The organism is Skermanella mucosa, assembly GCF_016765655.2.
Lineage (GTDB): Bacteria > Pseudomonadota > Alphaproteobacteria > Azospirillales > Azospirillaceae > Skermanella > Skermanella mucosa.
The window spans coordinates 2,701,567-2,722,616 of record NZ_CP086106.1 but is presented as its reverse complement, the minus strand read 5'-3'; the positions used below and the strand labels follow the sequence as shown (position 1 = coordinate 2,722,616).

The following is a 21,050-nucleotide window of genomic DNA, read 5'->3' as shown; positions in this document are numbered from 1 at the left end:
CGCCGCTCCGTCTCCCAATGGTAAATGTTCGTCAATACTCGGCCCGCAAGCGGCCGAATTTCCGCCGGCTTTCAGAACGCCCTGGGAGCACCCGTGGCGACGGGGTGGGGCCGGTCGAGCTTGTAGGCGCCGACCAGCAGCTTGCCTACGGTGGAGCCGTCCTCGGTCAGCGGGAGCACCAGCCGTTCCCATGTGGAGGGTACGCCGTCGAAATCGGCGGAATAGACGCGGGCGACGGGCCTGACCTCCGTCCGGACGCGGTCGTATTCCGCGCGCAGGATGTCACCCTGGGGTTCGGGCAGGCGCGCGATCGACTGGCCGACCCGGTCCCCGCCGAACGAGTCCGAGAAGGACTGGCCGTAATACGAATAGACGAAGTCCGAATTGCGGACGACATCCATGATCAGCAGGTTGCCAAGCCAGGGCCGCAGCCCCGTCGGGTTCAGCGCGGATGCCAGCGGCAGCGGCGCTCCCGCACATTGCTCCAGCCAGAAGGCGTAAAGGCTGAGCAGCTTGGGATGGCGAAGGACGAGGGTTTCGTCGGTCATATCGATATGCGCTGCCCCACGTCAGCGGGTAAAAGTCGGGAACATGAAGTCGGCCGGTGCCCCGCGTGACGACATCCTCCCGGGAAATCCGCCCACCCGGACCGTACCCGGCGGGCCGAACCCTTACGGGCATGCGTCAACCGGCGGGGAAATGCCGGTCGCCCTACGGGTAACAGGCTGGCGGAGTCACTGGCAAGGTGTTTCTGAAACTTGTCACCCAGCGTCGATCCGGGGGAACGCAATGGCAACGATCAGTCCCGGCCGGTTATCGTCCATTTCGAGACGGGCGCCGTGCAGCCGGGCTACGGCATCTACCAGGCTGAGCCCCAGCCCGTTGCCTGGCGAGCTCCGGCTCGACTCCAGCCGAACGAATCGCCGCAGGACGCTCTCCCGCTGGTCGGCCGGGATCCCCGGGCCGCCGTCGGATACCGAGATGAAGGCACCGCGGGACCCGTCGGGGCCGTCTACGACCACGGTAACCCGTCCTCCCGCCGGGGAGTATTTCAGCGCGTTGTCCAGCAGGTTGGCGACAGCCTGGGCGAGGAGCTGCTGGTTGCCGAGAACGACCGGCTCGGCCCGAATGTCACTGTCGAGGCTGAGCCCGGCTTCCTCGGCCGCGGGTTCGTAGAGGTCGGCGATCTGGCGGGCGATATCGGCCAGCGCGACCTTGTGGAAGCTGCGCTGGAGGGTTCCGGCCTCGGCCTCGGCGATGCTCAGCAATGCGGAGAAGATGCCGAGCAGGCGGTCCGCCTCCCCGATCGCCTCCTGGATGGCGCCGCGGTACTCGTCCTCGCCGGCGCATTCGACAAGGGTTATCTCCAGGCGCGACCGCAGGCGCGTCAGCGGCGTCCGCAGGTCGTGCGCGATGCTGTCCGACACCTGCCGCATGCCGACCATGAGTTGCTCGATCTGGTCGAGCATCGCGTTGAGGTTTCCGGCGAGCTGGTCCAGCTCGTCGCCGCTGCCCTTGACCGCCATCCGTTCCTGCAGGGCGCCGGACATGATCTGGCGGGTCGTCCGGTTGATGGCGTCGATGCGGTGCATCACGTTGCGGCTGATCAGCACGCCGCCGGCGGCACCCAGGCCTACCGTGAGCAGCAGCGCCCAGGCGAGCGAGATCAGCACCCGCTCCTGGAACTGACCGCGCTCCCGCGTGTCGCGCCCGACCAGGAGGTGATAGCCGCCGGAAAGGGTGAACATCACGGCCCTGGCGTCATGGCGCCGGCCGTCCGGCGTTGGCGCCGCGTCCTTGATCTCGAACTCGACCCAGCCGTCCGAATCCGGGGCGGCGTCAGGCCAGGCCGACAGGTTGCCGGCCAGCGGGGCATAGGTCGGCGACGCGACCAGGTAGAGGGTGTTCGTCCGCGGCGTGGCGCTGCGGGCATTGACGACCTCGATCAGGCCCGGCAGGCGCCGTTGGCGGTAATGCTCCCGCAATCCGGCGATCTCCGCCGCGATGGTCTCGTCGGTCTGGCGCTCGATGAAGCCGGCTGTGAACCAGTAGATAAGCCCCAGGATCACCAGAACCGACGCGAGGAACAGGCCGAGATAGAGCAGCGCCACCCTGAACGTGGTGGTTCTGAGCAGGCCGAGGTCAGGCACGCAGGGTATATCCGGCGCCGCGCACGGTGTGGATCATCGGCGTCGGGAAGTCGCGGTCGATCTTCTGCCGCAGCCGCGCAACATGCACGTCGATCACGTTGGTCTGGGGGTCGAAATGATAGTCCCAGACGCTCTCCAGCAGCATGGTGCGAGTGACGACGTTGCCGGCATGCCGCATCAGATACTCCAGCAGCCTGAACTCGCGGGGGAGCAGGTCGATCTGCCTGGTACCCCGCCGCACCCGTCGCGCCAGCAGGTCCATCTCCAGGTCGCCGACCTGCAGGCGGGTGGTCGCGGCGGCTCCCGCCGACTTGCGCCGGCCCAGGGCCTCGACCCGGGCCAGCAGCTCGGAGAAGGCGTAGGGCTTCGTCAGGTAGTCGTCGCCGCCGGCGCGCAGACCGCGCACCCGGTCGTCGACGCTGCCCAGCGCGCTGAGGAACAGGACCGGCGTGTCGGTGCCGGCCCCGCGCAGGATCTCCACCAGCGACAGGCCGTCCCGTCCCGGGAGGAGCCGGTCGACGATCAGCACGTCGTAAGTCTCCGACCCAGCCATGAACAGGCCGTCCTTCCCGTCGGCCGCATGGTCGACGACGTGGCCGCTCTCCCTCAGGCCCTTGACCATGTAGGCGGCCGCCTGGGCGTCATCCTCGATGACCAGTATCTTCATGCCCCCATCATAGCCGATCGGGGCCCGCTCGCCAGGAGGATCGCTCCGCCCGGAGGGAGCGGGGCGGTCATCGGGGGACGCTCCCCCGAAGCCCCTGCCCATGATCACGCCTTCTTGATCGGAACGGCGACGAACTGCTCGGTGCCCTGGCGGTTGACCCGCAGCAGCACGGCTCCGCGGCCGGCCTCCCTGGCCTCCTCGACCTTCGCCGCGATCTGGGCGGGGGCGGCGACCCGCTCGTTGCCGACTTCGGTGATCACGTCGCCCGGCCGCAGGTTCACGCCGTTGGCGGCATCCTCCAGCCCGACCACCAGCACCCCCTCGACACCCTCGGACAGGCCGAAGCGGCGCCGGCCGGACATATCGAGCGAGGACAGGGTCATGCCGAGGACGGTGTCGGTCTGGGCCGCTCCCGGCTGGTCCGGCGACTGCGTCGCCGCGGCGACCTGGGGCTGGTCGGGCATGGCGTCCAGCGTGACGGCGACGGTCTCGCGCTTGCCCCGGCGCAGGATGTCCAGCTTGACGGTGGAGCCGGTCTTGCTGTCCGCCACCATCCGGGTGAGATCCTTGATCGTGTCGACCGGCCGCCCGTCCAGCGCCAGGATCACGTCTCCCGCCGCCAGCTTGGCCTTGGCAGCCGGGCTGTTCGCCGTGACGTCCGCGACCAGCGCGCCCTTGGGCTCTAGGCCGAGGCTGTCGGCGATCTCCGGCGTGACCTGCTGGATCTGCACGCCCAGCCAGCCGCGGCTGACCGCGCCGTTCTCGCGCAGCTGGGCGATGACGCCCTTGGCCAGATTCGACGGGATCGCGAAACCGATGCCGACGCTGCCGCCATTGGGGGAGAAGATGGCCGTGTTGATGCCGATCACGCGTCCTTGCACGTCGAAGGTCGGGCCGCCGGAATTGCCGCGGTTGATCGAGGCATCGAGCTGCAGGAAGTCGTCGTAAGGCCCGGCCTGAATGTCGCGCCCGCGGGCGGAGACGATGCCGGAGGTCACGGTGCCGCCGAGTCCGAAGGGGTTGCCGATCGCGATCACCCAGTCGCCGACGCGCGCGGTGTCGCTGTCGCCGAACTCCAGGTAGGCCAGCGGCTTCCCGGCCTCGACCTTCAGCAGCGCCAAGTCGGTCTTCGGGTCGCGCCCGACCAGCTTGGCGTCAAGCCTGGAGCCGTCGTGCAGGGTCACGCTGATCTCGTCGGCGCCGTCGATCACGTGGTTGTTGGTCACCACGTAGCCGCCCGCGTCGATGATGAAGCCGGACCCCTGCGCCTGCTGGCGCTCCGCGCGCGGGCGGGACCCGCGCTGCTGCTCCTGGAACTGGCGGAAGAACTCTTCGAAGGGCGAGCCGGGCGGGAATTCCGGCATTCCAGGCAGATCGCGCTGCTCGGGAGCGCCGTCGCCGCTTTGGACGGTTGAGACGTTGACCACGGCCGGCATGACCCGGTCGACCAGGTCGGCGAAGCTGCCCGGCAGTTCCTGCGACACTCCCGGCACCGACACCGGGGCGGCGGCAGCGGCGGGAAGCACGGCGGCGGCGCCGGACAGGATCGTGGTGCCCAGCAGGAAGGCGGCGGTCGCCCTGCGGAAACGTGCGGCGAGGGCAGGGGCGGGGAAACGGGTGACCGGTAGAGACGGGACCATTCGAGGCTCCTGGCTGAACGAATCGGGAGCCGCCACAGGGCGGCATTGATGGCGTTCTAGCGGTACGAGCCTTACCGTCTCCTTGCGGCAACATTAAATCGCCGAAAGGTTTCCCTCCGGCACGGGGCTGCCCGGAGAGCCGGCCCCCGGATCAGTCCAGCACCTCGCGCAGCGCGCCCATCAGCGCGTGGTTCTCCTCCTCGGTGCCGATCGTGATCCTCATGCAGTCGGGCAGGCCATAGTGGCCCAGCGATTTCACCAGGATGCCATGGTCCAGCAGGTGCTGCGACAGCATCGGGACGCTCATGGTCGGATCCGGCGGAATCCGGACCAGCAGGAAGTTGCAGACGCTTGGATAGACCCGCACGCCGATCGACCGCAGTTCATGGGACAGCCAAGCGCTCCAGGCGTCGTTGTGGGCGAGCGTCGCCTCCTCGTGCTCCAGGTCGCCGAGTGCCGCGGCGGCGGCGGCCTGGGCCGGCAGCCCGACATTGTAGAGCGGCCTGACACGGTCCAGCGTCTCGATGATCGCCGGCGGGCCGTAGGCCCAGCCGATCCGCAGGCCCGCCAGCCCATGAAGCTTGGAGAAGGTGCGGACCATCAGCACGTTGTCGTGCTCGTTCACCAAGTCGAATCCGGGGTCGTAATTGTTGCGGCGGACGTAATCCGCATAGGCGCTGTCGAGCACCAGCAAGGTATGCGCCGGCAGTTCGGCCCGCAGCCGCTGCACCTGCTCGGACGGGACATAGGAACCGGTGGGATTGTTGGGATTGGCCAGGAACACGATCTTCGTCCGGTCGCCGGCCAGTTCGGCGAGAGCCTCCACGTCGACGGCCAAGTCGCGCTCGGCCGCGATAACCGGTGTCGCCCCGGTCATCCGGGCCGCCTTGACGAAGCCGTGATAGCCGTACTGGTGGAACAGCACCTCGTCGCCCGGGCCGGCATAGGACTCCGTGACGATCTGGATCATCTCGTCCGACCCGTTCGAGCAGGTGATGTGGTCCGGCTCGATGTCGTAGCGGCGCGCGATCGCCGCGCGCAGCGCCGTATGCTCGCCATCGGGATACCGGTGCAGGTTCTGGGCCGCCTGCCGATAGGCGGTGATCGATTTCGGGCTTGGTCCCAAGGCGTTGTGGCTGAGAGACAGGTCGATGAGGGGGCGCCCGCCGTGCGGAACGCGGACCGGCTTGTGCGGGGTTATCTGGCCAATGCCCACCCTCGGTGTCAGCCGTTCCATCGGCAAACGTCTCCCTGTTTTTCGCTCCCGCGCAGTACCGAGGGAGTCATGGCCTCAAATCATCATAGAAGTCGAAAAGGAAGGAATATTCCAGTGACCGGATGGCGCAGGGGATTTCAGAGCGCCTGTCCGGCGCGGCGCGCGACGGGAAGCGGCCTTGCCTGGTCATCGATGAATCCGCCGGCATGCAGGCGGTTCAGGACCTGGTCGAAATGGGCCGGGGTCGCCGGGCGGTCGTAGCCTTCCATCCAGTTCTGCTCCAGGAAGGCCAGCATGGCCGGCTGACCCAGTTCGGCTTCCCACAGGATGCCCAGCAGGGAGGTCAGCGTCTCCTCGTCCTGGCGCTCCTCCTCCGACAGGGCCGTGACCGCATCGGCCTCGGCGATTCGCCCCGTCTCGGGACCCGCGCCGAGACCGAAGTCGAAGAGCGGACGCCGCTCCGGGGCGCAGAGCTGCCAATGGGCGATCTCGTGGATCACGACCGATGGCTCGCTTCGGGTCCGGATCCGCTGCCCGTCCCAGCTGAAAGCCTCGGCGGGCGCCTCGTCCAAGGTTTCGATCCCCAGCGACGCGGCCAGCGCGACGGCCTGGGTCCGTTGCTCCGAGGGGTCCCCGAGTCTCCCGTCGGACGGGATCGAAGACGCGATCCGCCGGAAAGCCGAGAGTGCCCGCGGCCGGCCGGCCAGACCTTGTTCGAAGCGGTCGATCGCTGCGGGGAGATCGAAAGTATCGATGGGTGTCAGTATCATAACGCTGCTTGGAGTTTGCTTTCCCGGTTCGCCGCCGGGGCCCGGCAGCGAACCGCACCATAGCATTCGGTGGCTTCCCGTCACCCGCCGAAAAGTCGCACGGACCCGTAGCAGGGCGGACTCACGAAAATTTAGGAAAGTCTGCTTTAATCCTGCTCGATGGTCCGCCGCCGCGTCCCGCCACGCGGACCCAATAACTCAACTCCAGGTGTCTTCCCATGTCCTATGGCAACGAACTCAGCGCCTCTGATAACGCCGGCACCTTGAGCCGCCAGGAACTGTCAGCTTCCCTGCAGGAAATCAGCCGGGAACTGGAGGGTCTGCGCAGCGAGATCGAAAAGGTCGGAACCGTCGCCCAGCAGATCGATGCGATCGCCAAGCAGACCAACCTGCTGGCGCTCAACGCGACGATCGAGGCGGCCCGCGCCGGAGAGGCCGGGAAGGGATTCGCGGTCGTGGCGGGCGAGGTGAAAAACCTGTCCGGCCAGACCGCCGCGGCGACCGCGGAAATTTCCTCGGTGCTGCAAAGCCTGACCAAGCGGACCCAGCACCTGGGCCAGCTCGTCGAGAAGGCGATCAGCTCAGTGTGATGGCTGCGGCCGGGTTTGTCACCCCTTTCCGTTCGACACGGGTAAGGGGTGACGGTCCATCCTGGACGCAGGCTCAGAAGAACAGGCTGTAAAGACCGTAGCCTGCGCCGATTACCAGCCCCCACGACACGAGCGCCGCAGCGAGAATGGTTGCCACGCGGCGGCGGGGCGACCATTCCAGCTCACCGTCCGCATGAAGCGCTTCCGGATAAGGGTGGGCCTCAGGCTCTACTTTTCGGTACAGGGCAGCCTGCTTCACGGTCAATCCTCGCCAGACCAGTACGTTGCATTGCTACATTAGGCCGCCCCAATACCTAATGTATCGTAAATGGTAGAGCAGCGTTAACTACCTCCCAAGCACTATACATATGGAGCTAGACCATATGGGATGCAAATCGCACTTTACTGCCCGTGCCGGCGATATCTTCGTACTGGCTGACGCCCGAAGGCGATCCTGCGCAACAGGGAAGGTTCAGGCCCTGGTCGGTGGCTGAACGTCGGGCGGCGGATCCTGCATCGGGGGAATTTCCGGAGTCGGCTCCACCTCGGGCGGCACTTCCGGCGGCGGGGTATTCGGCTGGTCGGGATCCACTCCCGGCGGGCCGGTAAGCTCAAAGCGCATGTTCATTATTTTCCTGCTGTGTCCGGGTACTTTTCATCAACCTACAGGTTCTTGAAAAGTCCCGGACCGGCAACGGATTTCCGTCACGAAACCTGTTCAGGCGAGCGTTACTGGGCGCTGTCCTGAACGGCCTCGCCGGCGCGCTCGGTGTCGCGGCCAAGGCCCTCGATCGTGTTGCAGGCCCCAAGCAGGGTAACCAACGCCAGGGCGCCGGCAGCCATCATGAACGGACGGGCCTTGCGATCCGGACGGTTGAGCTTCGTCATTTTTGTCGTCTCCGAAGTTGATTGACATTCGACAAAGGAACACCGCGTCCGGGCGGATGTTCCATGCGACGCGGCGCCGGCGTCATGGATCAAGCGGGTAGAGCCATCGGAGGCAGCGGCGCGACGACAGCGTGCAGTAGTACCGCAACCCCGCCATGTCTGCGGGAAACTTGACAGAATCCGCCAAGTGCCGTTTTTCTGGGCACCGTATCGGCTGGAGACGCAATCATAATCACCATGGATCAGGAAGGCGGGGGCCGCCGGGCCGCCTTGCGCCATCACATCACCGAACTGCTGAGGCTGGCCGTGCCGGTGATCGTCGCGCGGGCCGGACTGATGGTCATGTCGGCGGTCGACATCCTGATCGTGGGCCGCTACGGCTCCCAGGAGCTGGCTTATCTGGGGTTGGGGACCCTGCCTGCGCAAATGCTGGTGACCGCAGGCATCGGGCTTCTGCTGGGTACCCTGATCCTGACCTCCCACTCGGTCGGGGCGGAGAAGCCGGAGGAATGCGGGGCGATCTGGCGCCGTTCCCTGCCTTACGCCTTCCTGCTCGGCATCGGTGCGGCACTGCTCAGCCTGGGCGGCGAAGGTTTCTTCCGGCTGACCGGGCAGGACCCCGACCTGGCGAGGGGCGGTGCCGGCGTGTTCTTCGTGCTGGCGGCCGGCATCCCGGCGGCCATGCTCTACACCACGACCGCCTTCTTCCTGGAGGGGCTGAAGCGGCCGGTGCCGGGCATGATCGCCATGATCGCCGCCAACCTCCTGAACATCCCGCTCAACATCATCCTGGTGTGGGGCGCCTGGGGCATACCGGCGCTGGGGGCGGAGGGATCTGCCTGGGCGACCACCGGGGTACGCTGGATGCTGGCGCTGTCGCTGATGGCCTATGTCTGGCATCTGTCCGACCGGGATCGCTACGGCATCCGCCGCAGGGTCACCCGCTGGTGGAGCGGTGCCGTGCGCCAGCGGCAGCTGGGTTATGCCGCCGGGATCAGCCTCGCGCTCGAAAGCAGCGCCTTCTCCATCCTCGGCCTGTTCGCCGGCATGGTCGGGCCGCTCGATCTGGGCGCCTACACGATCCTGCTGAACCTGGTCGCCTTGTCCTTCATGACCGCCGTCGGTCTGGCGACCGCCACCGGGGTTCGGGTCGGAGTCGCCTACGGCCGGCGCGACCGGCGCGAGATCATGGTGGCGGGCTGGACCGGGCTGGGCGTCACGACGGTGATCCTGGCGGTCTTCGCGGTGCTGTTCGCGCTGCTGCCCCGAAACATCGGCGGCCTTTTCACGGCCGACCCCGAAATGCTCGCCCTGACCGTGCCGCTCGTCGCTTTCAGCGCGCTGATCCTGATCGTGGACGGCGGGCAGGTGGTCATGGCGAGCGCGCTGCGCGGCCAAGCCGACGCCTGGGTCCCGACGGTCCTGCACTTTTTCTCCTACTACGGAATTATGATCCCGCTGGCCGCCGCACTGACGCTGTGGGCCGGCCGGGGCGTCGCCGGGCTGCTTGAGGGAATCCTGATCGCCAGCATCTTCTCCGTCACCGTGCTGTCGGTCCGATTCCACCTGCTGTCGCGGGCGTGAAGCCGGGATATGCTGCGGAGGGAGTATGCGCTATGGTTCGCTCCACCCAAGGCTCGCCGGGAGCGCAGGCCAAGGTGTAACGCATTGTTAGCGTCTGCAAAAACTGGTACACCCACCTTATATATGACGGGTGTCCAAATCGTCGGGCGGTGCCCGGTGATCTTGCCCGCAGTCATCGTTTAACCTGAACCTGAGATCGATTTTTGACCGCCAATCTCACACCTCCGCCTTCCGATATTTCGCCGGTCACCATCGAAGAGGAGATGCGGCGCAGCTATCTCGACTACGCCATGAGCGTGATCGTCAGCCGCGCCCTTCCCGACGTGCGCGACGGCCTGAAACCGGTGCATCGCCGAATCCTGTTCGCGATGAAGGAAGGCGGTTACGACAGCAACAAGCCTTACAAGAAGTCCGCCCGTATCGTCGGCGACGTGATGGGTAAGTACCACCCGCACGGCGACAGCGCGATCTATGACGCCATGGTCCGCATGGCCCAGGATTTCTCGATGCGCCTGCCGCTGATCGACGGGCAGGGCAATTTCGGTTCGATGGACGGCGACCCGCCCGCGGCCATGCGCTATACCGAGGCGCGGCTAGCGAAGGCGGCGGAAAGCCTGCTCGACGACATCGACAAGGACACCGTCGACTTCCACCCCAACTACGACGAATCGTCGGCGGAGCCGGACGTCCTTCCCGCGCGTTTTCCGAACCTGCTGGTCAACGGCGCCGGCGGCATCGCGGTCGGCATGGCGACCAACATCCCTCCCCACAATCTGGGGGAAGTGATAGACGCCTGCTGTGCCTATATCGACGACAACGACATCACCATCGAAGACCTGATGGAGCATGTGCCGGGCCCGGATTTCCCGACCGGCGCCCAGGTGATGGGCAAGACCGGCATCCGGCAGGCCTACCATACCGGCCGCGGCTCGATTGTGATGCGCGGCAAGACCGAGATCGAGGAGATCCGGAAGGACCGCTGGGCCATCGTGATCAACGAGGTGCCCTACCAGGTCAACAAGGCCCGCATGATGGAGCGGATCGCCGAGGTCGTCCACGACAAGACGATCGAGGGGATCTCCGACCTGCGCGACGAATCGGACCGTGACGGCGTCCGGGTCGTGATCGAGCTGAAGCGCGACGCCGTCGCCGACGTGGTTTTGAACCAGCTCTACCGCTATACGCCGCTGCAGACCTCGTTCGGCGTCAACGCGCTGGCGCTCAACGGCGGCCGGCCGCTGACGATGACCTTGAAGGACATCATCTCCGCCTTCGTCGCCTTTCGCGAGCAGGTCATTACCCGCCGGACCGAGTTCGAGCTGGGCAAGGCGCGGGAGAAGGCGCATACCCTGGTCGGCTTGGCGGTCGCAGTCGCCAACCTGGACGAGATGATCGCGCTGATCCGCCGGGCGCCCGATGCCGGCGTCGCGCGCGAGGAGATGATGGCCCGCGATTGGCCGGCCGGCGACGTCACCCCGTTGATCGCCCTGATCGACGAGCCGGGCAGGGGCGTCAGCCCGCAAGGGACCTACCGCCTGTCCGAGGCCCAGGCCCGCGCCATCCTGGAACTGCGGTTGAACCGCCTGACCGGCCTGGAGCGTGACAAGATCGGCGGCGACCTGCGCGAGGTCACGGACCGGATCGCGTACTATCTCGAAGTCCTGGCGTCTCGCACCCTGCTGCTGGAGATCCTGCGGACCGAGCTGCTGGAAATGAAGGAGCGGTTCGGCACTCCGCGGCGAACCACCCTGATGGAGCTGGAGTTCGAGTCCGACATCGAGGACCTGATCCAGCGCGAGGACATGGTCGTCACGGTCAGTCACTCCGGCTACATCAAGCGGGTCCCGGTCTCCACGTACCGGGCGCAGAGGCGCGGCGGCAAGGGCCGCTCGGGCATGAGCATGAAGGCGGAGGATACGGTCCACGACCTGTTCGTCGCCAATACCCACACGCCCATGCTGTTCTTCTCGTCGCGCGGCATGGTCTACAAGCTGAAGGTCTGGCGCCTGCCGCTCGGCACGCCGCAGGCACGCGGCAAGGCGCTGATCAACCTGCTGCCGCTGGTCGACGGCGAGACGATCTCCACCGTCATGCCCATGCCGGAGGACGAGGCGACCTGGGGCGACCTGTGCGTCTTCTTCGCCACCAGCAAGGGCAACGTCCGCCGCAACAAGCTGTCGGACTTCACCAACATCCGGGCCAACGGCCTGATCGCCATGAAGCTGGAAGAGGAAGGCGAGCGGCTGATCGCGGTGCGGACCGGCACGGTCGACCAGGACGTTCTGCTGGCGACGCGCGGCGGCAAGTGCATCCGCTTCCAGGTCGACGACATCCGGATCTTCAGCGGCCGCACCTCCACGGGCGTCCGCGGCATCCGGCTGGCCGACGGCGACGAGGTGATCGGCATGTCGATGCTGAACCATGTCGACGCCGACGCCGACGAACGCGCCGCCTACCTGCGCCAGGCCAACGCCGAGCGCCGGGCGGCCGGGGAAGAGGCGTCGAGCGACGAGGCGCCCGATCCCGACGCCGAGGTTTCGACCAATATCGCCCTGTCGCCCGAGCGCTATGAGGCGATGCGGCGCAAGGAGGAGTTCATCCTGACCGTCTCCGAGCGCGGATTCGGCAAACGGACCTCCTCCTACGAGTACAGAGTCACCGGTCGGGGCGGCCAGGGCATCTGGAACATCGAGATGAACGAGCGCAATGGCCCGGTCGTCGCGGCTTTCCCCGTCACGGATGATCATCAAGTCATGTTGGTGACGGATGGCGGGCAGATGATCCGAATGCCGATTCACGATGTCCGGATCGCGGGCCGCAAGACCCAGGGCGTCACCCTGTTCCGGGTGGCGCAGGGCGAGCGGGTCGTCTCGGTAGCTTGGCTGACCGAGGAAGCGGAAGCGGAGACCGCTGTTAGCGGGGGCGACGATGCGTCGCCCGAGTAACTGGCGGAGCAATGACGGGTGCAGGGTGCGGCAGGTTCAAGGCCGCCCCGAGGTTAGGGGAAGAAGCGGCAGATGAGCAAACGGATCGGCGTCTATCCCGGGACATTCGACCCGGTCACCAACGGCCACATGGACATCATCCAGCGCGCTTCCCGCGTGATGGACCACCTGATCGTCGGCGTCGCCCGCAACGCCGGAAAAGGCCCTCTTTTCTCCACCGAGGAACGGGTCGCGATGGTCGAGGAAGACATCGCGGCCCTGAAACCGAACGGCACCAAGATCGAGGTGAAGCCGTTCGACAGCCTGCTGATGCACTTCGCCGTGGACATGAACGCTTCGGTGATCATCCGGGGCCTGCGGGCGGTATCGGACTTCGAATACGAGTTCCAGATGGCCGGCATGAACGCCCGCTTGAACCCAAAGGTGGAGACCGTCTTCCTGATGGCGTCCGACCGCCATCAATTCATCTCCTCGCGCTTCGTCAAGGAGATCGGCAGGCTGGGCGGCGACATCACGCATTTCGTCTCGCCCAGGGTCGCCGAACGGCTCACCGCGCGGTTCGCGCTTGACGCAGGCGACCTGACCAAGCGCGTTCAGACCCTCAAGGTCTGACGGGGGAACCGGGGGGCTGGATCAGGGTAAATGCAGGTTGACCGGAAGGGTCCCGGCCCCTATGTTCCGCCCCGACCCTGAGAGCGCGTAGCTCAGCTGGTAGAGCAACTGACTTTTAATCAGTAGGTCCTGGGTTCGAGCCCCAGCGCGCTCACCAAAAAAGCCCCCGGAAACCAACGGTTTCCGGGGGCTTTTTGTCAACCCGCATCAAGCTGCTGCAGCAGAGTTTCGGGCGGTATCGGCCAGTTGGTAAAACAGCGCAGCACCGATCCGTCAAGGACCCGCTCCAGCGACATGTTGCTGACCAATCCGCTTATGACGATGCAATGCTGGTACGTCCGGACCATGTGGCGCGCGCAAAGGTACATCTTGGCCCGTGATGCCGCGAAAGGGCGGATATGGCGGCCTTCCGGCGACAGGCAAAATTCCGCCATGGCCGTGGGAACGCCCGGCCACTCCGGATCGAAGCAGTCATCAAGGACGATCACTCCTTGGCCTGTGAGCAGGGGAGCGAAGTTGTTCAGGTCGTTCAGGACTGAGGGGTGGTCATGGACAGCGTCAAGGTGGAGGAGACGGAGGCTGCCCCGCTTGACCATACCAGGGGGCTCTTTCCGCTGCCGGAGGTCACCGGCGACGCAGACAAGCCTTTTCCCGAGTTCAGGACAGCACCGAAGAATATTCGCTTCGGCCTCGGCCCGTGGAGTCTCCTGGAAGGCATCGAAGCAGAAAACGGTCCCGTCGGCGCGCGCCAGCAATCCAAGCGCGATCGCCGACTTGCCTTTGTAGATCCCAAGCTCGCAGGCGTCGCCTCGCCCAGAGGGGCGCATCGCAGACCAGATTTCAGCCTATAGGTAAACGAAAAAGGGCGGACCGGGCAGCCTCGCAAGGCTTCCCGGTCCGCCCCTCGTGGCAACGGCCTGCCGACCTGCTTCAGTAGCGACGCAGCAGACCCACCAGGCGGCCCTGGACGCGCACCCGGTCGGCACCGAAGATGCGGGTCTCGAAGGCGGGGTTGGCCGGCTCAAGCGCCACCGTCTGGCCCTTGCGCCGGAGGCGCTTCAGGGTCACCTCGTGCTCGTCGATCAGCGCCACCACGATCGTGCCGCTGTCGGCCATCTCGCAACGGTTGATGATGACGGTGTCGCCATCCAGGATGCCGGCCTCGACCATGCTGTCGCCGGCGACTTCCAGAGCGTAATGGTCGCCGGGCGGCAGCATGGTCGCCGGCACGTTGATCATGGCGCTGTTGTCGCGCAGGGCCTCGATCGGCGTACCGGCGGCGATCCGCCCGTACAGAGGAAGCTGGATGGCCTCGGCATCGTTGCTGGCCTCGCGCCCGGCCAGGGCACCGGTGAAGTCGCCCTTGATGACGTTGGGCTGGAACTTTGGGCGTTCGGGCGTGCGCTGCTGCTGGCGAGCAGAGCCCGCTTCAGCCCCTTCCGGCAGCCGGAGAACTTCGAGCGCGCGGGCGCGGTGGGGCAGGCGGCGTATGAACCCGCGTTCCTCCAACCCCGTGATCAGCCGGTGGATACCCGACTTCGACTTGAGACCCAGGGCATCCTTCATCTCGTCGAACGAGGGCGAAACCCCGCCTTCGCCCAGCCGGTCGTTGATGAAGAGCAGAAGCTCGTATTGTTTACGTGTCAGCATCTACGCCCCCTGCGCGCGGGACCAACCGGTCCGGAACAAAACAAAAACATTATTCTATGTTCTAGTTTGGTTCGCGAAAGGCGTCAAGCATTCGCTGAACAATTTTACCCTTGTCCGGCAGGTCCGGTCACCTAAAGACTCAGGATTCCGCCGCCCAGGGAAAGAAATTCTACAGTGTCGCCGGCCGATGCTGCCGGTGCGAAGGGCGGGCGGACCACCAGGCAGTCGGCCCGGGCAAGCACCGTCAGCAAGGAACTATCCTGTGATTCGAAGGGGTTGGCGACCAGTTCGCCGTCCGGGCCGATACTCAGGGATGCCCTCAGATAATCTTCGCGTTGGTCGTTCTGCTTGACCGGGCGGCCAAGCATCGCGGTGCGGCGCGATTCTTCCTCCGCCGGAAGCCCGAGCAGGCGGTGAAGCGCGGGCCGCAGGAACAGGATGGCGCAGACCTGACTCGATACCGGATTGCCGGGCAGGCCGAGCACCGGCACGTCGCCGAGCCGGCCGAACATCAGCGGCTTTCCCGGCCGCATGGCGATCTTGTAAAAATCCAGGTCCATGCCGCGGTCGCCCAGCACGCCCCGCACGAGATCATATTCGCCCGCCGACGCCCCGCCGGAGGTGACCAGGATGTCGGCCCGCTCGGCACCCTTGACGAGCCGGGCCAGCGACTCCGGCGTGTCCAGGGCGACACCCAGGTTGACCGGAATGCCGCCGCACGCCGTGACCAGACCGGCCAGGGCGAAGGCATTCGAGCTGACGATCTGGTCCGGCCCCAGGGGCTCGCCGGGAAGCACGATCTCGTCGCCCGTCGCAAGGATCGCGACGCGGGGGCGACGACGGACGCGGAGCCAGGGCCAGTTCATCGCGGCGGCGAGCCCGATGTCCCGCGCCGTGAGCATGCGTCCAGCCGGTATGCCGACTTCACCCTGCCGGAAATCGATTCCGGCCAGCCGGACATGCCGGTGGCGACCGGCTGGCCGAAGCACCGTGACCGTGGCGCCGTCCGACTCGGTGTCTTCCTGCATGACGACGGCATCAGCCCCCTCGGGCATCGGCGCGCCCGTGAAGATGCGTACCGCCTCTCCTGGACCCACGTTTCCCTTGAAGCCGTTGCCGGCCGGAGCCTCCCCGATGCGGCGGAGCTTCGCGGGGACCTGCGCCACGTCGGCGCAACGCACGGCATAGCCGTCCATCGCTGACATGGAAACCGGCGGCTGGGTCAGCCGGGCGGTCACGTCCTCCGCCGTCACGCGACCGAGCGCCTCCGTCAGGCCGACCAGTTCGGCCGGCAGCGGCGAAAAGGCGGCGAGGACGCGGGACCGTGCTTCGGCGACGGAGATCATCGCGGCGTCCCGTACTCGCCACTCTTGCCACCGGCCTTGTGGGCCAGGCGCACGTCGCCGATGGTCATGGCGCGGTCCACCGCCTTGCACATGTCGTAGACCGTGAGCGCCGCGACCGAGACGGCCGTCAGCGCCTCCATCTCGACGCCGGTGCGGCCCCTCAGCTTGCAGGTCGCCGTGATGTCCACCGCGCTGCGGCCGGGGTCGCAGGTCAGGTCGACCTTGACCGAGGTCAGCGCCAGCGGGTGGCAGAGCGGGATCAGGTCGGGCGTCCGCTTGGCCGCCATGATGCCGGCAAGCCGCGCGACGGACAGCACGTCGCCTTTCTTCAGCCCGCCGGACATGATCAGGGCCAGGGTCTCCGCCTCCATGAAGACTGACCCGGTGGCGGTCGCGGTGCGCTCCGTCTCGTCCTTATCCGAGACGTCGACCATCACGGCGCGCCCCTCGGCATCGAAATGGGTGAAGCCGCCGGTCATGCGGCGGCCCGGCGGGACAGCAGGGTCCGGGTCGCCTCCGTGACATCGGCCTGACGCATCAGGCTCTCGCCGACCAGGAAGCAGCGGGCACCGACCCCGGCCATCCGCTCCAGGTCATCCGGTCCGTAGAGACCGCTCTCGCTGACCAGCAGGCGGTCTGCGGGGACCCGCGCCGCCAACTCTTCCGTAACGGCAAGATCCACCGCCAAGGTCTTGAGATTCCTGTTATTGATGCCGATCAGTTCACACGGAAGATGAAGTGCCCGGTCGAGTTCCTCGCCGTTGTGGACTTCCAGAAGGACATCCATACCGTAGCGCGCCGCAACCTCGGCCAGCTCCCGGGCCGTCGCGTCGTCGAGCGCCGCCATGATCAGCAGGATGCAGTCGGCACCAAGCGCCCGGGCTTCGACCACTTGATAAGGATCGAGCATGAAGTCCTTGCGAAGACAAGGCAATCCGCAAGCGGCGCGGGCCTCAACCAGGAACGAGTCCTGGCCCTGGAAGTACGGGACATCGGTCAGGACGGACAGGCATGCCGCCCCACCGGCCTGATAGGCACGCGCCAATTCGGCTGGGTTGAAATCCTGCCGAATCAATCCTTTGCTGGGCGATGCTCGCTTGATCTCTGCGATCAAGCCATAGTCGCCCGCAGCCATTTTCCGCCGCAGGGAGGATGTGAACCCCCGCGGCGGGTCGGCCTTCAAGGCCGCGCGGTCCATCTCGGCGAAGCTGTGCTCCGCGCGCCTCGCCGCGACATGGGCGCGCTTGTCGGCACAGATGCGGGTCAATACGTCGCTCATGCCGAGCCTCCGCTGTTGGTGATGGCGACCAGGCGGTCGAGAACCGTTCGCGCGCGCCCGCTGTCGATGGCGTCGCGTCCGAGAGCAACCGCTCCGGCCAAATCCGGGGCTTTGCCGGCGACCAGCAGGGCCGCGGCGCTGTTCAACAGCACGATGTCCCGATAGGCCCCGTGGGCTCCGGCGAGAACCGCGTTCAGCGCCTCCGCGTTGGTCGCGGCGTCGCCGCCCTTCAGGTCGGAGGGGCTGGACAGCAGGAGCCCGGCCTGCGCCGGCTCGATGTCGAACCGGGTGACCACGCCGTCCTTCAGCTGCGCCACATGGGACGCGCCGGTGGTGGTCAGTTCGTCCAATCCGTCGGAGCCGTGGACGACCCAGGCGGTTTCCGATCCCAGCCGGGCCAGGACCTGGGCGATCGGCTCCAGCCATTCCTTGGAGAAGACGCCGAGAAGCTGCCGCTTCGCGCCCGCCGGGTTAGACAGCGGGCCCATCAGGTTGAAGATCGTCCGGGTTCCCAGCTCGACCCGCGTTCCCGCCACGTTGCGCATGGCCGTATGGTGCCTCGGCGCCATCAGGAAGCAGATGCCGATCTCGTCGAGGGCCCGCTGCACCAGGGCCATCTCGCACTCGATGTCGACGCCTAGGGCGGTCAGCACGTCGGCGGCGCCGGACTTGCTCGACGCCGCGCGGTTGCCGTGCTTGGCGACCGGGACGCCGCAGGATGCCACCACCAGGGCCGTCGCGGTCGAGATGTTGTAGGTGCCGGAGGCGTCGCCACCGGTGCCGCAGGTGTCGATCGTTCCGGGAGGGGCCTTGATCGGCACCGCCTTGGCCCGCATGGTGCGGGCGGCGCCGGTTATCTCCTCCACAGTCTCGCCGCGCACCCGCAGGGCCATCAGGAAGCCGCCCATCTGCGCCGGCGTCGCGTTGCCCGACATGATGATGTCGAAGGCAAGCTCGGCCTCGGATTCGCCAAGGCGCCGGCCCGCGGCGACGCCAGCCAGTATCGCCTTCATGTCCGACATATCGGCCGTCATGCCGCGCGCTCCGCCGGGGCGCCGGTCATCCGGACGAAGTTGGCCAGCAGTTCGTGGCCGTTCTCGGACGCGATGCTTTCCGGGTGGAACTGGACGCCGTGGATCGGCAGCTCGCGGTGCATCAGGCCCATGATCAGGCCGTCCTCGCTCTCCGCCGTGACGCCAAGCGAGTCGGGCAGGGTCTCGCGCTCGACGATCAGGGAATGGTAGCGGGTCGCTGGGAAAGGAGAGGGCAATCCCGCCAGCACGCTCTCGCCGGAATGGCTCATCATGCTGATCTTGCCGTGCATCGGCGCCGGCGCCCGGATCACGCGCCCGCCGAACGCCTGCCCGATGGCTTGGTGGCCCAGGCAGACGCCCAGCAGCGGCAGGCGCCGCTCCGCGGCGGCCCTGATCATGTCCAGGCAGATGCCGGCCTTGTCGGGATCGCAGGGACCGGGAGACAGCACGATGCCGTCGGGGCGCAGATCTAGCGCCTGTGCCACCGTCAATGCGTCATTGCGCTTCACCACGATTTCGGCGCCCAGTTCCCCGAGGAAATGGACGAGGTTGTAGGTGAAACTGTCATAGTTGTCGATCAGCAGCAGCATGCGGCAATCCGCGGCAAACAAATGGGAAACAGCGAGCCGATACCCTACAAGGCGCGCCCGCGGATTTCCAGCGCGCCGCTTGGGCCGCGGACGGGTTCATAGGGTCGGGCCTTGACCTTCCAGCCACTGGAAGCCCCATATCCGTAATCTGGGGCGGGATGTCCGGGACACTTGAGTAACGATCCATTAACGATCACGACCGATCGTAACGCGCTGTCGAATGGGAAACTGGTCAATGAACATCGGAACGGCTTCGAAACGGTCGGGCGTGCCCGCCAAGACGATCCGCTATTACGAGAGCATCGGCCTGATCTCGTCGGCAGGCCGAAGCGCCAACGGCTATCGCGTCTACACGGAGGAGGAGGTCCAGACCCTGCGCTTCGTGTCGCATGCCCGTTCGCTCGGCTTCTCCGTCCGGGACGTCGGCAGCCTGCTGGCCTTGTGGCGCGACCGCAGCCGCGCCAGCGCCGACGTCAAGGCCCTCGCGCGCGGCCACATCGCGGAAATCGACGCGAAGATCGCGGAACTTCGCAGCATCCGCGAATCGCTGCTAACGCTGGTGGACCGTTGCCATGGCGACGACCGACCGGACTGCCCCATCCTCGAATCGCTGGCGACTCCCACGTCGGCGGAGCATTGCGCCTGACCCATGGCATCTCCCAAGTCAAAAACGCCGAAGCCGCGGCGTGCCCGGCCAAGATCCCTGTCCAGGGGACCTGTGCTGAGGGCGCTCGGCGGTCGCATGAGGCCGGCGGCATTGGCCGGCGCGGCAATCGCCGCCACCTTCGCCGCCGGGGCGATCTTCGGCTTCCTGTACCAGCACGAACCGCAGCGCCCTCCGGCGCAGGTCGCGACCATCCGTCCCGCGCCGGTGCGTCCGACAGTTCCGCGGATCGAGACGCCGCCGGTCGAACCGCCGCGCCTTTCTGAACCCGCCGAGGCCGTCCCGCCATCCCCGCCGCTGGCTCCGGCCGTCAAGCCGGTACCGATACCGCCGATCCTGGCCGCGGTGCTGCCGCCGCCCCTGGCGCCCGCCATGCCGCCCGAAGCGGTGGCTCCCGGGGCGCCCGCGTGGCTCAGGAACGCCCTTTCGTTCACGGCGCCCCATTCAGGTCCCATGATCGCGATCGTGATCGACGACATGGGGCTCGACCGCAAGCGGAGCGCCCGCGTCGTTGGGCTGCCGGGACCGTTGACTCTTGCCTGGCTACCCTATGCCAACGATCTGCCTCGGCAGACCCGGGCGGCCCGCGCGGCCGGGCACGAACTGATGGTCCATATCCCGATGGAGCCCCAGGGCGGCGACATAGACCCCGGCCCGGGCGCCATGACAGTGAGCGCCGGCAGCGGGGAACTGCTGCGGCGGCTCGACCAGGGACTGAAGGCGTTCGACGGGTATATCGGCATCAACAACCACATGGGCAGCCGCTTCACCGAGGATCGGCCGGGCATGCGTACAGTCCTGTCGGAGCTTCACCGGCGCGGGCTGGTGTTCCTGGACAGCCGCACCACGACGCGGAGCATCGCCTCCAGCGTCGCCCGGGAGCTTCAGGTGCCGACCGTCGGCCGCGACGTCTTCCTGGACCACGACATGAGCCCCGCGGCGGTGCGGGCAAGCCTCGCCAAGGTGGAGGCCGTCGCCAGGCGCCAGGGCTACGCCGTCGCGATCGGCCATCCGCACGACGTGACAGTCGAGGCCCTGTCGCAGTGGCTTCCTGCCGTCGCGGCGCGCGGCTTCGCGCTGGTCCCCGTCAGCGCCGTCCTGAAATACCGCCAGCCCAACGGCTGAACGGTTGACCTGAACCAACCAAGTGCACCGAGGAGAGAACCATGAGCACGAAATACAAGGTGTCCGGCATGACCTGCGGCGGCTGTGCCCGCTCGGTCACCAATGCCATCACTGCCAAGGACGGGCAGGCCAAGGTCGATGTCGACTTGGCGGCCGGCACCGTCGCGGTGGATGGCAACCTGTCGGCGGACGCCGTCAAGGACGCGGTCGAAGGCGCCGGATTCGATTTCGACGGCGTGGCGTCGGCGGCCTGACCGCCGCGATCGCTCTCGCTGAGCGGCGCGGGCCGGCTCCCCGCCG

Annotated in this window: 23 protein-coding genes, 1 tRNA gene and 1 pseudogene; 8 read left to right on the top strand and 17 right to left on the bottom strand. The window is 66.8% G+C overall.

The window, feature by feature from the left end:
- Nucleotides 1-71 precede the first annotated feature (71 nt).
- From JL100_RS12390 to JL100_RS12365, 6 genes are all read right to left on the bottom strand, one after another.
- Nucleotides 72-548, bottom strand: a complete 477-nt coding sequence (locus JL100_RS12390; RefSeq protein WP_202679565.1) for a PAS domain-containing protein — start codon at nucleotides 546-548, stop codon at nucleotides 72-74.
- A gap of 213 nt (nucleotides 549-761) precedes the next feature.
- On the bottom strand, nucleotides 762-2,150 hold the full coding sequence (locus JL100_RS12385; protein WP_228421220.1) for an ATP-binding protein: 1,389 nt from the start codon (nucleotides 2,148-2,150) through the stop codon (nucleotides 762-764).
- The gene (locus JL100_RS12380) at nucleotides 2,143-2,817 is read right to left on the bottom strand and encodes a winged helix-turn-helix domain-containing protein (protein ID WP_202679566.1); all 675 of its coding nucleotides are present in this window, start codon (nucleotides 2,815-2,817) and stop codon (nucleotides 2,143-2,145) included. The genes JL100_RS12385 and JL100_RS12380 overlap by 8 nt, the downstream gene beginning before the upstream one ends.
- Before the next feature lie 104 nt (nucleotides 2,818-2,921).
- Nucleotides 2,922-4,457, bottom strand: a complete 1,536-nt coding sequence (locus JL100_RS12375) for a DegQ family serine endoprotease (RefSeq protein WP_202679567.1) — start codon at nucleotides 4,455-4,457, stop codon at nucleotides 2,922-2,924.
- Between the two features lie 151 nt (nucleotides 4,458-4,608).
- The gene (hisC, locus tag JL100_RS12370) at nucleotides 4,609-5,694 is read right to left on the bottom strand and encodes a histidinol-phosphate transaminase (protein WP_202679568.1); all 1,086 of its coding nucleotides are present in this window, start codon (nucleotides 5,692-5,694) and stop codon (nucleotides 4,609-4,611) included.
- A 116-nt stretch (nucleotides 5,695-5,810) separates the two neighbouring features.
- Nucleotides 5,811-6,443: a hypothetical protein gene (locus tag JL100_RS12365; protein ID WP_202679569.1), complete on the bottom strand. Its 633-nt coding sequence runs from the start codon at nucleotides 6,441-6,443 to the stop codon at nucleotides 5,811-5,813.
- 218 nt (nucleotides 6,444-6,661) lie between these two features.
- On the opposite strand from JL100_RS12365, the gene JL100_RS12360 reads away from it, so the two are divergent.
- A complete protein-coding gene (locus JL100_RS12360; RefSeq protein ID WP_158045509.1) occupies nucleotides 6,662-7,033 on the top strand; it encodes a methyl-accepting chemotaxis protein in 372 nt (123 codons plus the stop codon).
- Between the two features lie 73 nt (nucleotides 7,034-7,106).
- On the opposite strand, the gene JL100_RS12355 is transcribed toward JL100_RS12360, so the two are convergent.
- The 3 genes from JL100_RS12355 to JL100_RS12345 form a co-directional block, all read right to left on the bottom strand.
- The gene (locus JL100_RS12355; protein ID WP_202679570.1) at nucleotides 7,107-7,292 is read right to left on the bottom strand and encodes a hypothetical protein; all 186 of its coding nucleotides are present in this window, start codon (nucleotides 7,290-7,292) and stop codon (nucleotides 7,107-7,109) included.
- A 213-nt stretch (nucleotides 7,293-7,505) separates the two neighbouring features.
- A complete protein-coding gene (locus JL100_RS12350; protein WP_202679571.1) occupies nucleotides 7,506-7,655 on the bottom strand; it encodes a hypothetical protein in 150 nt (49 codons plus the stop codon).
- 107 nt (nucleotides 7,656-7,762) lie between these two features.
- Nucleotides 7,763-7,921, bottom strand: a complete 159-nt coding sequence (locus JL100_RS12345) for an entericidin A/B family lipoprotein (RefSeq protein WP_202679572.1) — start codon at nucleotides 7,919-7,921, stop codon at nucleotides 7,763-7,765.
- A 237-nt stretch (nucleotides 7,922-8,158) separates the two neighbouring features.
- Here JL100_RS12345 and JL100_RS12340 point away from each other — a divergent pair, with 237 nt between their 5' ends.
- From JL100_RS12340 to JL100_RS12325, 4 genes are all read left to right on the top strand, one after another.
- Nucleotides 8,159-9,505, top strand: coding sequence for an MATE family efflux transporter (locus JL100_RS12340; RefSeq protein WP_202679573.1), 1,347 nt, complete (start codon nucleotides 8,159-8,161; stop codon nucleotides 9,503-9,505).
- A gap of 263 nt (nucleotides 9,506-9,768) precedes the next feature.
- On the top strand, nucleotides 9,769-12,450 hold the full coding sequence (gyrA, locus tag JL100_RS12335) for a DNA gyrase subunit A (RefSeq protein WP_407697017.1): 2,682 nt from the start codon (nucleotides 9,769-9,771) through the stop codon (nucleotides 12,448-12,450).
- A 72-nt stretch (nucleotides 12,451-12,522) separates the two neighbouring features.
- Nucleotides 12,523-13,062 (top strand): pantetheine-phosphate adenylyltransferase, encoded by a 540-nt coding sequence (gene coaD, locus JL100_RS12330; RefSeq protein ID WP_202679575.1) that lies wholly within the window; start codon nucleotides 12,523-12,525, stop codon nucleotides 13,060-13,062.
- An 81-nt stretch (nucleotides 13,063-13,143) separates the two neighbouring features.
- A tRNA-Lys gene (locus JL100_RS12325) sits at nucleotides 13,144-13,219 on the top strand.
- A gap of 40 nt (nucleotides 13,220-13,259) precedes the next feature.
- Here JL100_RS12325 and JL100_RS36525 read toward each other — a convergent pair.
- The 8 genes and pseudogenes from JL100_RS36525 to JL100_RS12290 form a co-directional block, all read right to left on the bottom strand.
- Nucleotides 13,260-13,550, bottom strand: a complete 291-nt coding sequence (locus JL100_RS36525) for a hypothetical protein (protein ID WP_267133610.1) — start codon at nucleotides 13,548-13,550, stop codon at nucleotides 13,260-13,262.
- A 39-nt stretch (nucleotides 13,551-13,589) separates the two neighbouring features.
- A pseudogene (locus JL100_RS36810) lies at nucleotides 13,590-13,889 on the bottom strand (class I SAM-dependent methyltransferase); the annotation flags it as partial.
- A gap of 103 nt (nucleotides 13,890-13,992) precedes the next feature.
- Nucleotides 13,993-14,712, bottom strand: coding sequence for a transcriptional repressor LexA (gene lexA / locus JL100_RS12315; RefSeq protein WP_202679577.1), 720 nt, complete (start codon nucleotides 14,710-14,712; stop codon nucleotides 13,993-13,995).
- 131 nt (nucleotides 14,713-14,843) lie between these two features.
- Complete coding sequence (locus JL100_RS12310) at nucleotides 14,844-16,058, bottom strand: molybdopterin molybdotransferase MoeA (protein WP_202679578.1); 1,215 nt, start codon at nucleotides 16,056-16,058, stop codon at nucleotides 14,844-14,846.
- Nucleotides 16,055-16,537, bottom strand: a complete 483-nt coding sequence (gene moaC, locus JL100_RS12305) for a cyclic pyranopterin monophosphate synthase MoaC (protein ID WP_202679579.1) — start codon at nucleotides 16,535-16,537, stop codon at nucleotides 16,055-16,057. Before moaC ends, JL100_RS12310 begins: the two co-directional genes overlap by 4 nt.
- Nucleotides 16,534-17,337, bottom strand: coding sequence for an indole-3-glycerol phosphate synthase TrpC (gene trpC, locus JL100_RS12300; protein ID WP_202679580.1), 804 nt, complete (start codon nucleotides 17,335-17,337; stop codon nucleotides 16,534-16,536). The genes moaC and trpC overlap by 4 nt, the downstream gene beginning before the upstream one ends.
- Nucleotides 17,334-18,371, bottom strand: a complete 1,038-nt coding sequence (gene trpD / locus JL100_RS12295) for an anthranilate phosphoribosyltransferase (protein ID WP_202679581.1) — start codon at nucleotides 18,369-18,371, stop codon at nucleotides 17,334-17,336. Before trpD ends, trpC begins: the two co-directional genes overlap by 4 nt.
- The gene (locus JL100_RS12290; protein WP_202679582.1) at nucleotides 18,368-18,961 is read right to left on the bottom strand and encodes an anthranilate synthase component II; all 594 of its coding nucleotides are present in this window, start codon (nucleotides 18,959-18,961) and stop codon (nucleotides 18,368-18,370) included. The genes trpD and JL100_RS12290 overlap by 4 nt, the downstream gene beginning before the upstream one ends.
- A 235-nt stretch (nucleotides 18,962-19,196) precedes the next feature.
- On the opposite strand from JL100_RS12290, the gene cueR reads away from it, so the two are divergent.
- The 3 genes from cueR (at nucleotide 19,197) to JL100_RS12275 (ending at nucleotide 21,004) form a co-directional block, all read left to right on the top strand.
- Entirely contained in the window at nucleotides 19,197-19,607 is a 411-nt protein-coding gene (cueR, locus tag JL100_RS12285; protein ID WP_202679583.1) for a Cu(I)-responsive transcriptional regulator, read from the top strand.
- A gap of 111 nt (nucleotides 19,608-19,718) precedes the next feature.
- Complete coding sequence (locus JL100_RS12280; RefSeq protein ID WP_228421219.1) at nucleotides 19,719-20,750, top strand: divergent polysaccharide deacetylase family protein; 1,032 nt, start codon at nucleotides 19,719-19,721, stop codon at nucleotides 20,748-20,750.
- Between the two features lie 41 nt (nucleotides 20,751-20,791).
- Entirely contained in the window at nucleotides 20,792-21,004 is a 213-nt protein-coding gene (locus JL100_RS12275) for a heavy-metal-associated domain-containing protein (RefSeq protein WP_202679585.1), read from the top strand.
- The last annotated feature ends 46 nt before the right edge of the window (nucleotides 21,005-21,050 follow it).

Excerpts from the sequence above, each read along its gene's own strand:
- JL100_RS12390 (WP_202679565.1), bottom strand. The coding sequence starts at position 548 with ATGACCGACGAAACCCTCGTCCTTCGCCATCCCAAGCTGCTCAGCCTT.
- JL100_RS12380 (WP_202679566.1), bottom strand. The coding sequence starts at position 2,817 with ATGAAGATACTGGTCATCGAGGATGACGCCCAGGCGGCCGCCTACATG.
- JL100_RS12375 (WP_202679567.1), bottom strand. The coding sequence starts at position 4,457 with ATGGTCCCGTCTCTACCGGTCACCCGTTTCCCCGCCCCTGCCCTCGCC.
- hisC (WP_202679568.1), bottom strand. The coding sequence starts at position 5,694 with ATGGAACGGCTGACACCGAGGGTGGGCATTGGCCAGATAACCCCGCAC.
- JL100_RS12365 (WP_202679569.1), bottom strand. The coding sequence starts at position 6,443 with ATGATACTGACACCCATCGATACTTTCGATCTCCCCGCAGCGATCGAC.
- JL100_RS12360 (WP_158045509.1), top strand. The coding sequence starts at position 6,662 with ATGTCCTATGGCAACGAACTCAGCGCCTCTGATAACGCCGGCACCTTG.
- JL100_RS12350 (WP_202679571.1), bottom strand. The coding sequence starts at position 7,655 with ATGCGCTTTGAGCTTACCGGCCCGCCGGGAGTGGATCCCGACCAGCCG.
- JL100_RS12345 (WP_202679572.1), bottom strand. The coding sequence starts at position 7,921 with ATGACGAAGCTCAACCGTCCGGATCGCAAGGCCCGTCCGTTCATGATG.
- JL100_RS12340 (WP_202679573.1), top strand. The coding sequence starts at position 8,159 with ATGGATCAGGAAGGCGGGGGCCGCCGGGCCGCCTTGCGCCATCACATC.
- gyrA (WP_407697017.1), top strand. The coding sequence starts at position 9,769 with ATGCGGCGCAGCTATCTCGACTACGCCATGAGCGTGATCGTCAGCCGC.
- coaD (WP_202679575.1), top strand. The coding sequence starts at position 12,523 with ATGAGCAAACGGATCGGCGTCTATCCCGGGACATTCGACCCGGTCACC.
- lexA (WP_202679577.1), bottom strand. The coding sequence starts at position 14,712 with ATGCTGACACGTAAACAATACGAGCTTCTGCTCTTCATCAACGACCGG.
- JL100_RS12310 (WP_202679578.1), bottom strand. The coding sequence starts at position 16,058 with ATGATCTCCGTCGCCGAAGCACGGTCCCGCGTCCTCGCCGCCTTTTCG.
- moaC (WP_202679579.1), bottom strand. The coding sequence starts at position 16,537 with ATGACCGGCGGCTTCACCCATTTCGATGCCGAGGGGCGCGCCGTGATG.
- trpC (WP_202679580.1), bottom strand. The coding sequence starts at position 17,337 with ATGAGCGACGTATTGACCCGCATCTGTGCCGACAAGCGCGCCCATGTC.
- trpD (WP_202679581.1), bottom strand. The coding sequence starts at position 18,371 with ATGACGGCCGATATGTCGGACATGAAGGCGATACTGGCTGGCGTCGCC.
- JL100_RS12290 (WP_202679582.1), bottom strand. The coding sequence starts at position 18,961 with ATGCTGCTGCTGATCGACAACTATGACAGTTTCACCTACAACCTCGTC.
- cueR (WP_202679583.1), top strand. The coding sequence starts at position 19,197 with ATGAACATCGGAACGGCTTCGAAACGGTCGGGCGTGCCCGCCAAGACG.
- JL100_RS12275 (WP_202679585.1), top strand. The coding sequence starts at position 20,792 with ATGAGCACGAAATACAAGGTGTCCGGCATGACCTGCGGCGGCTGTGCC.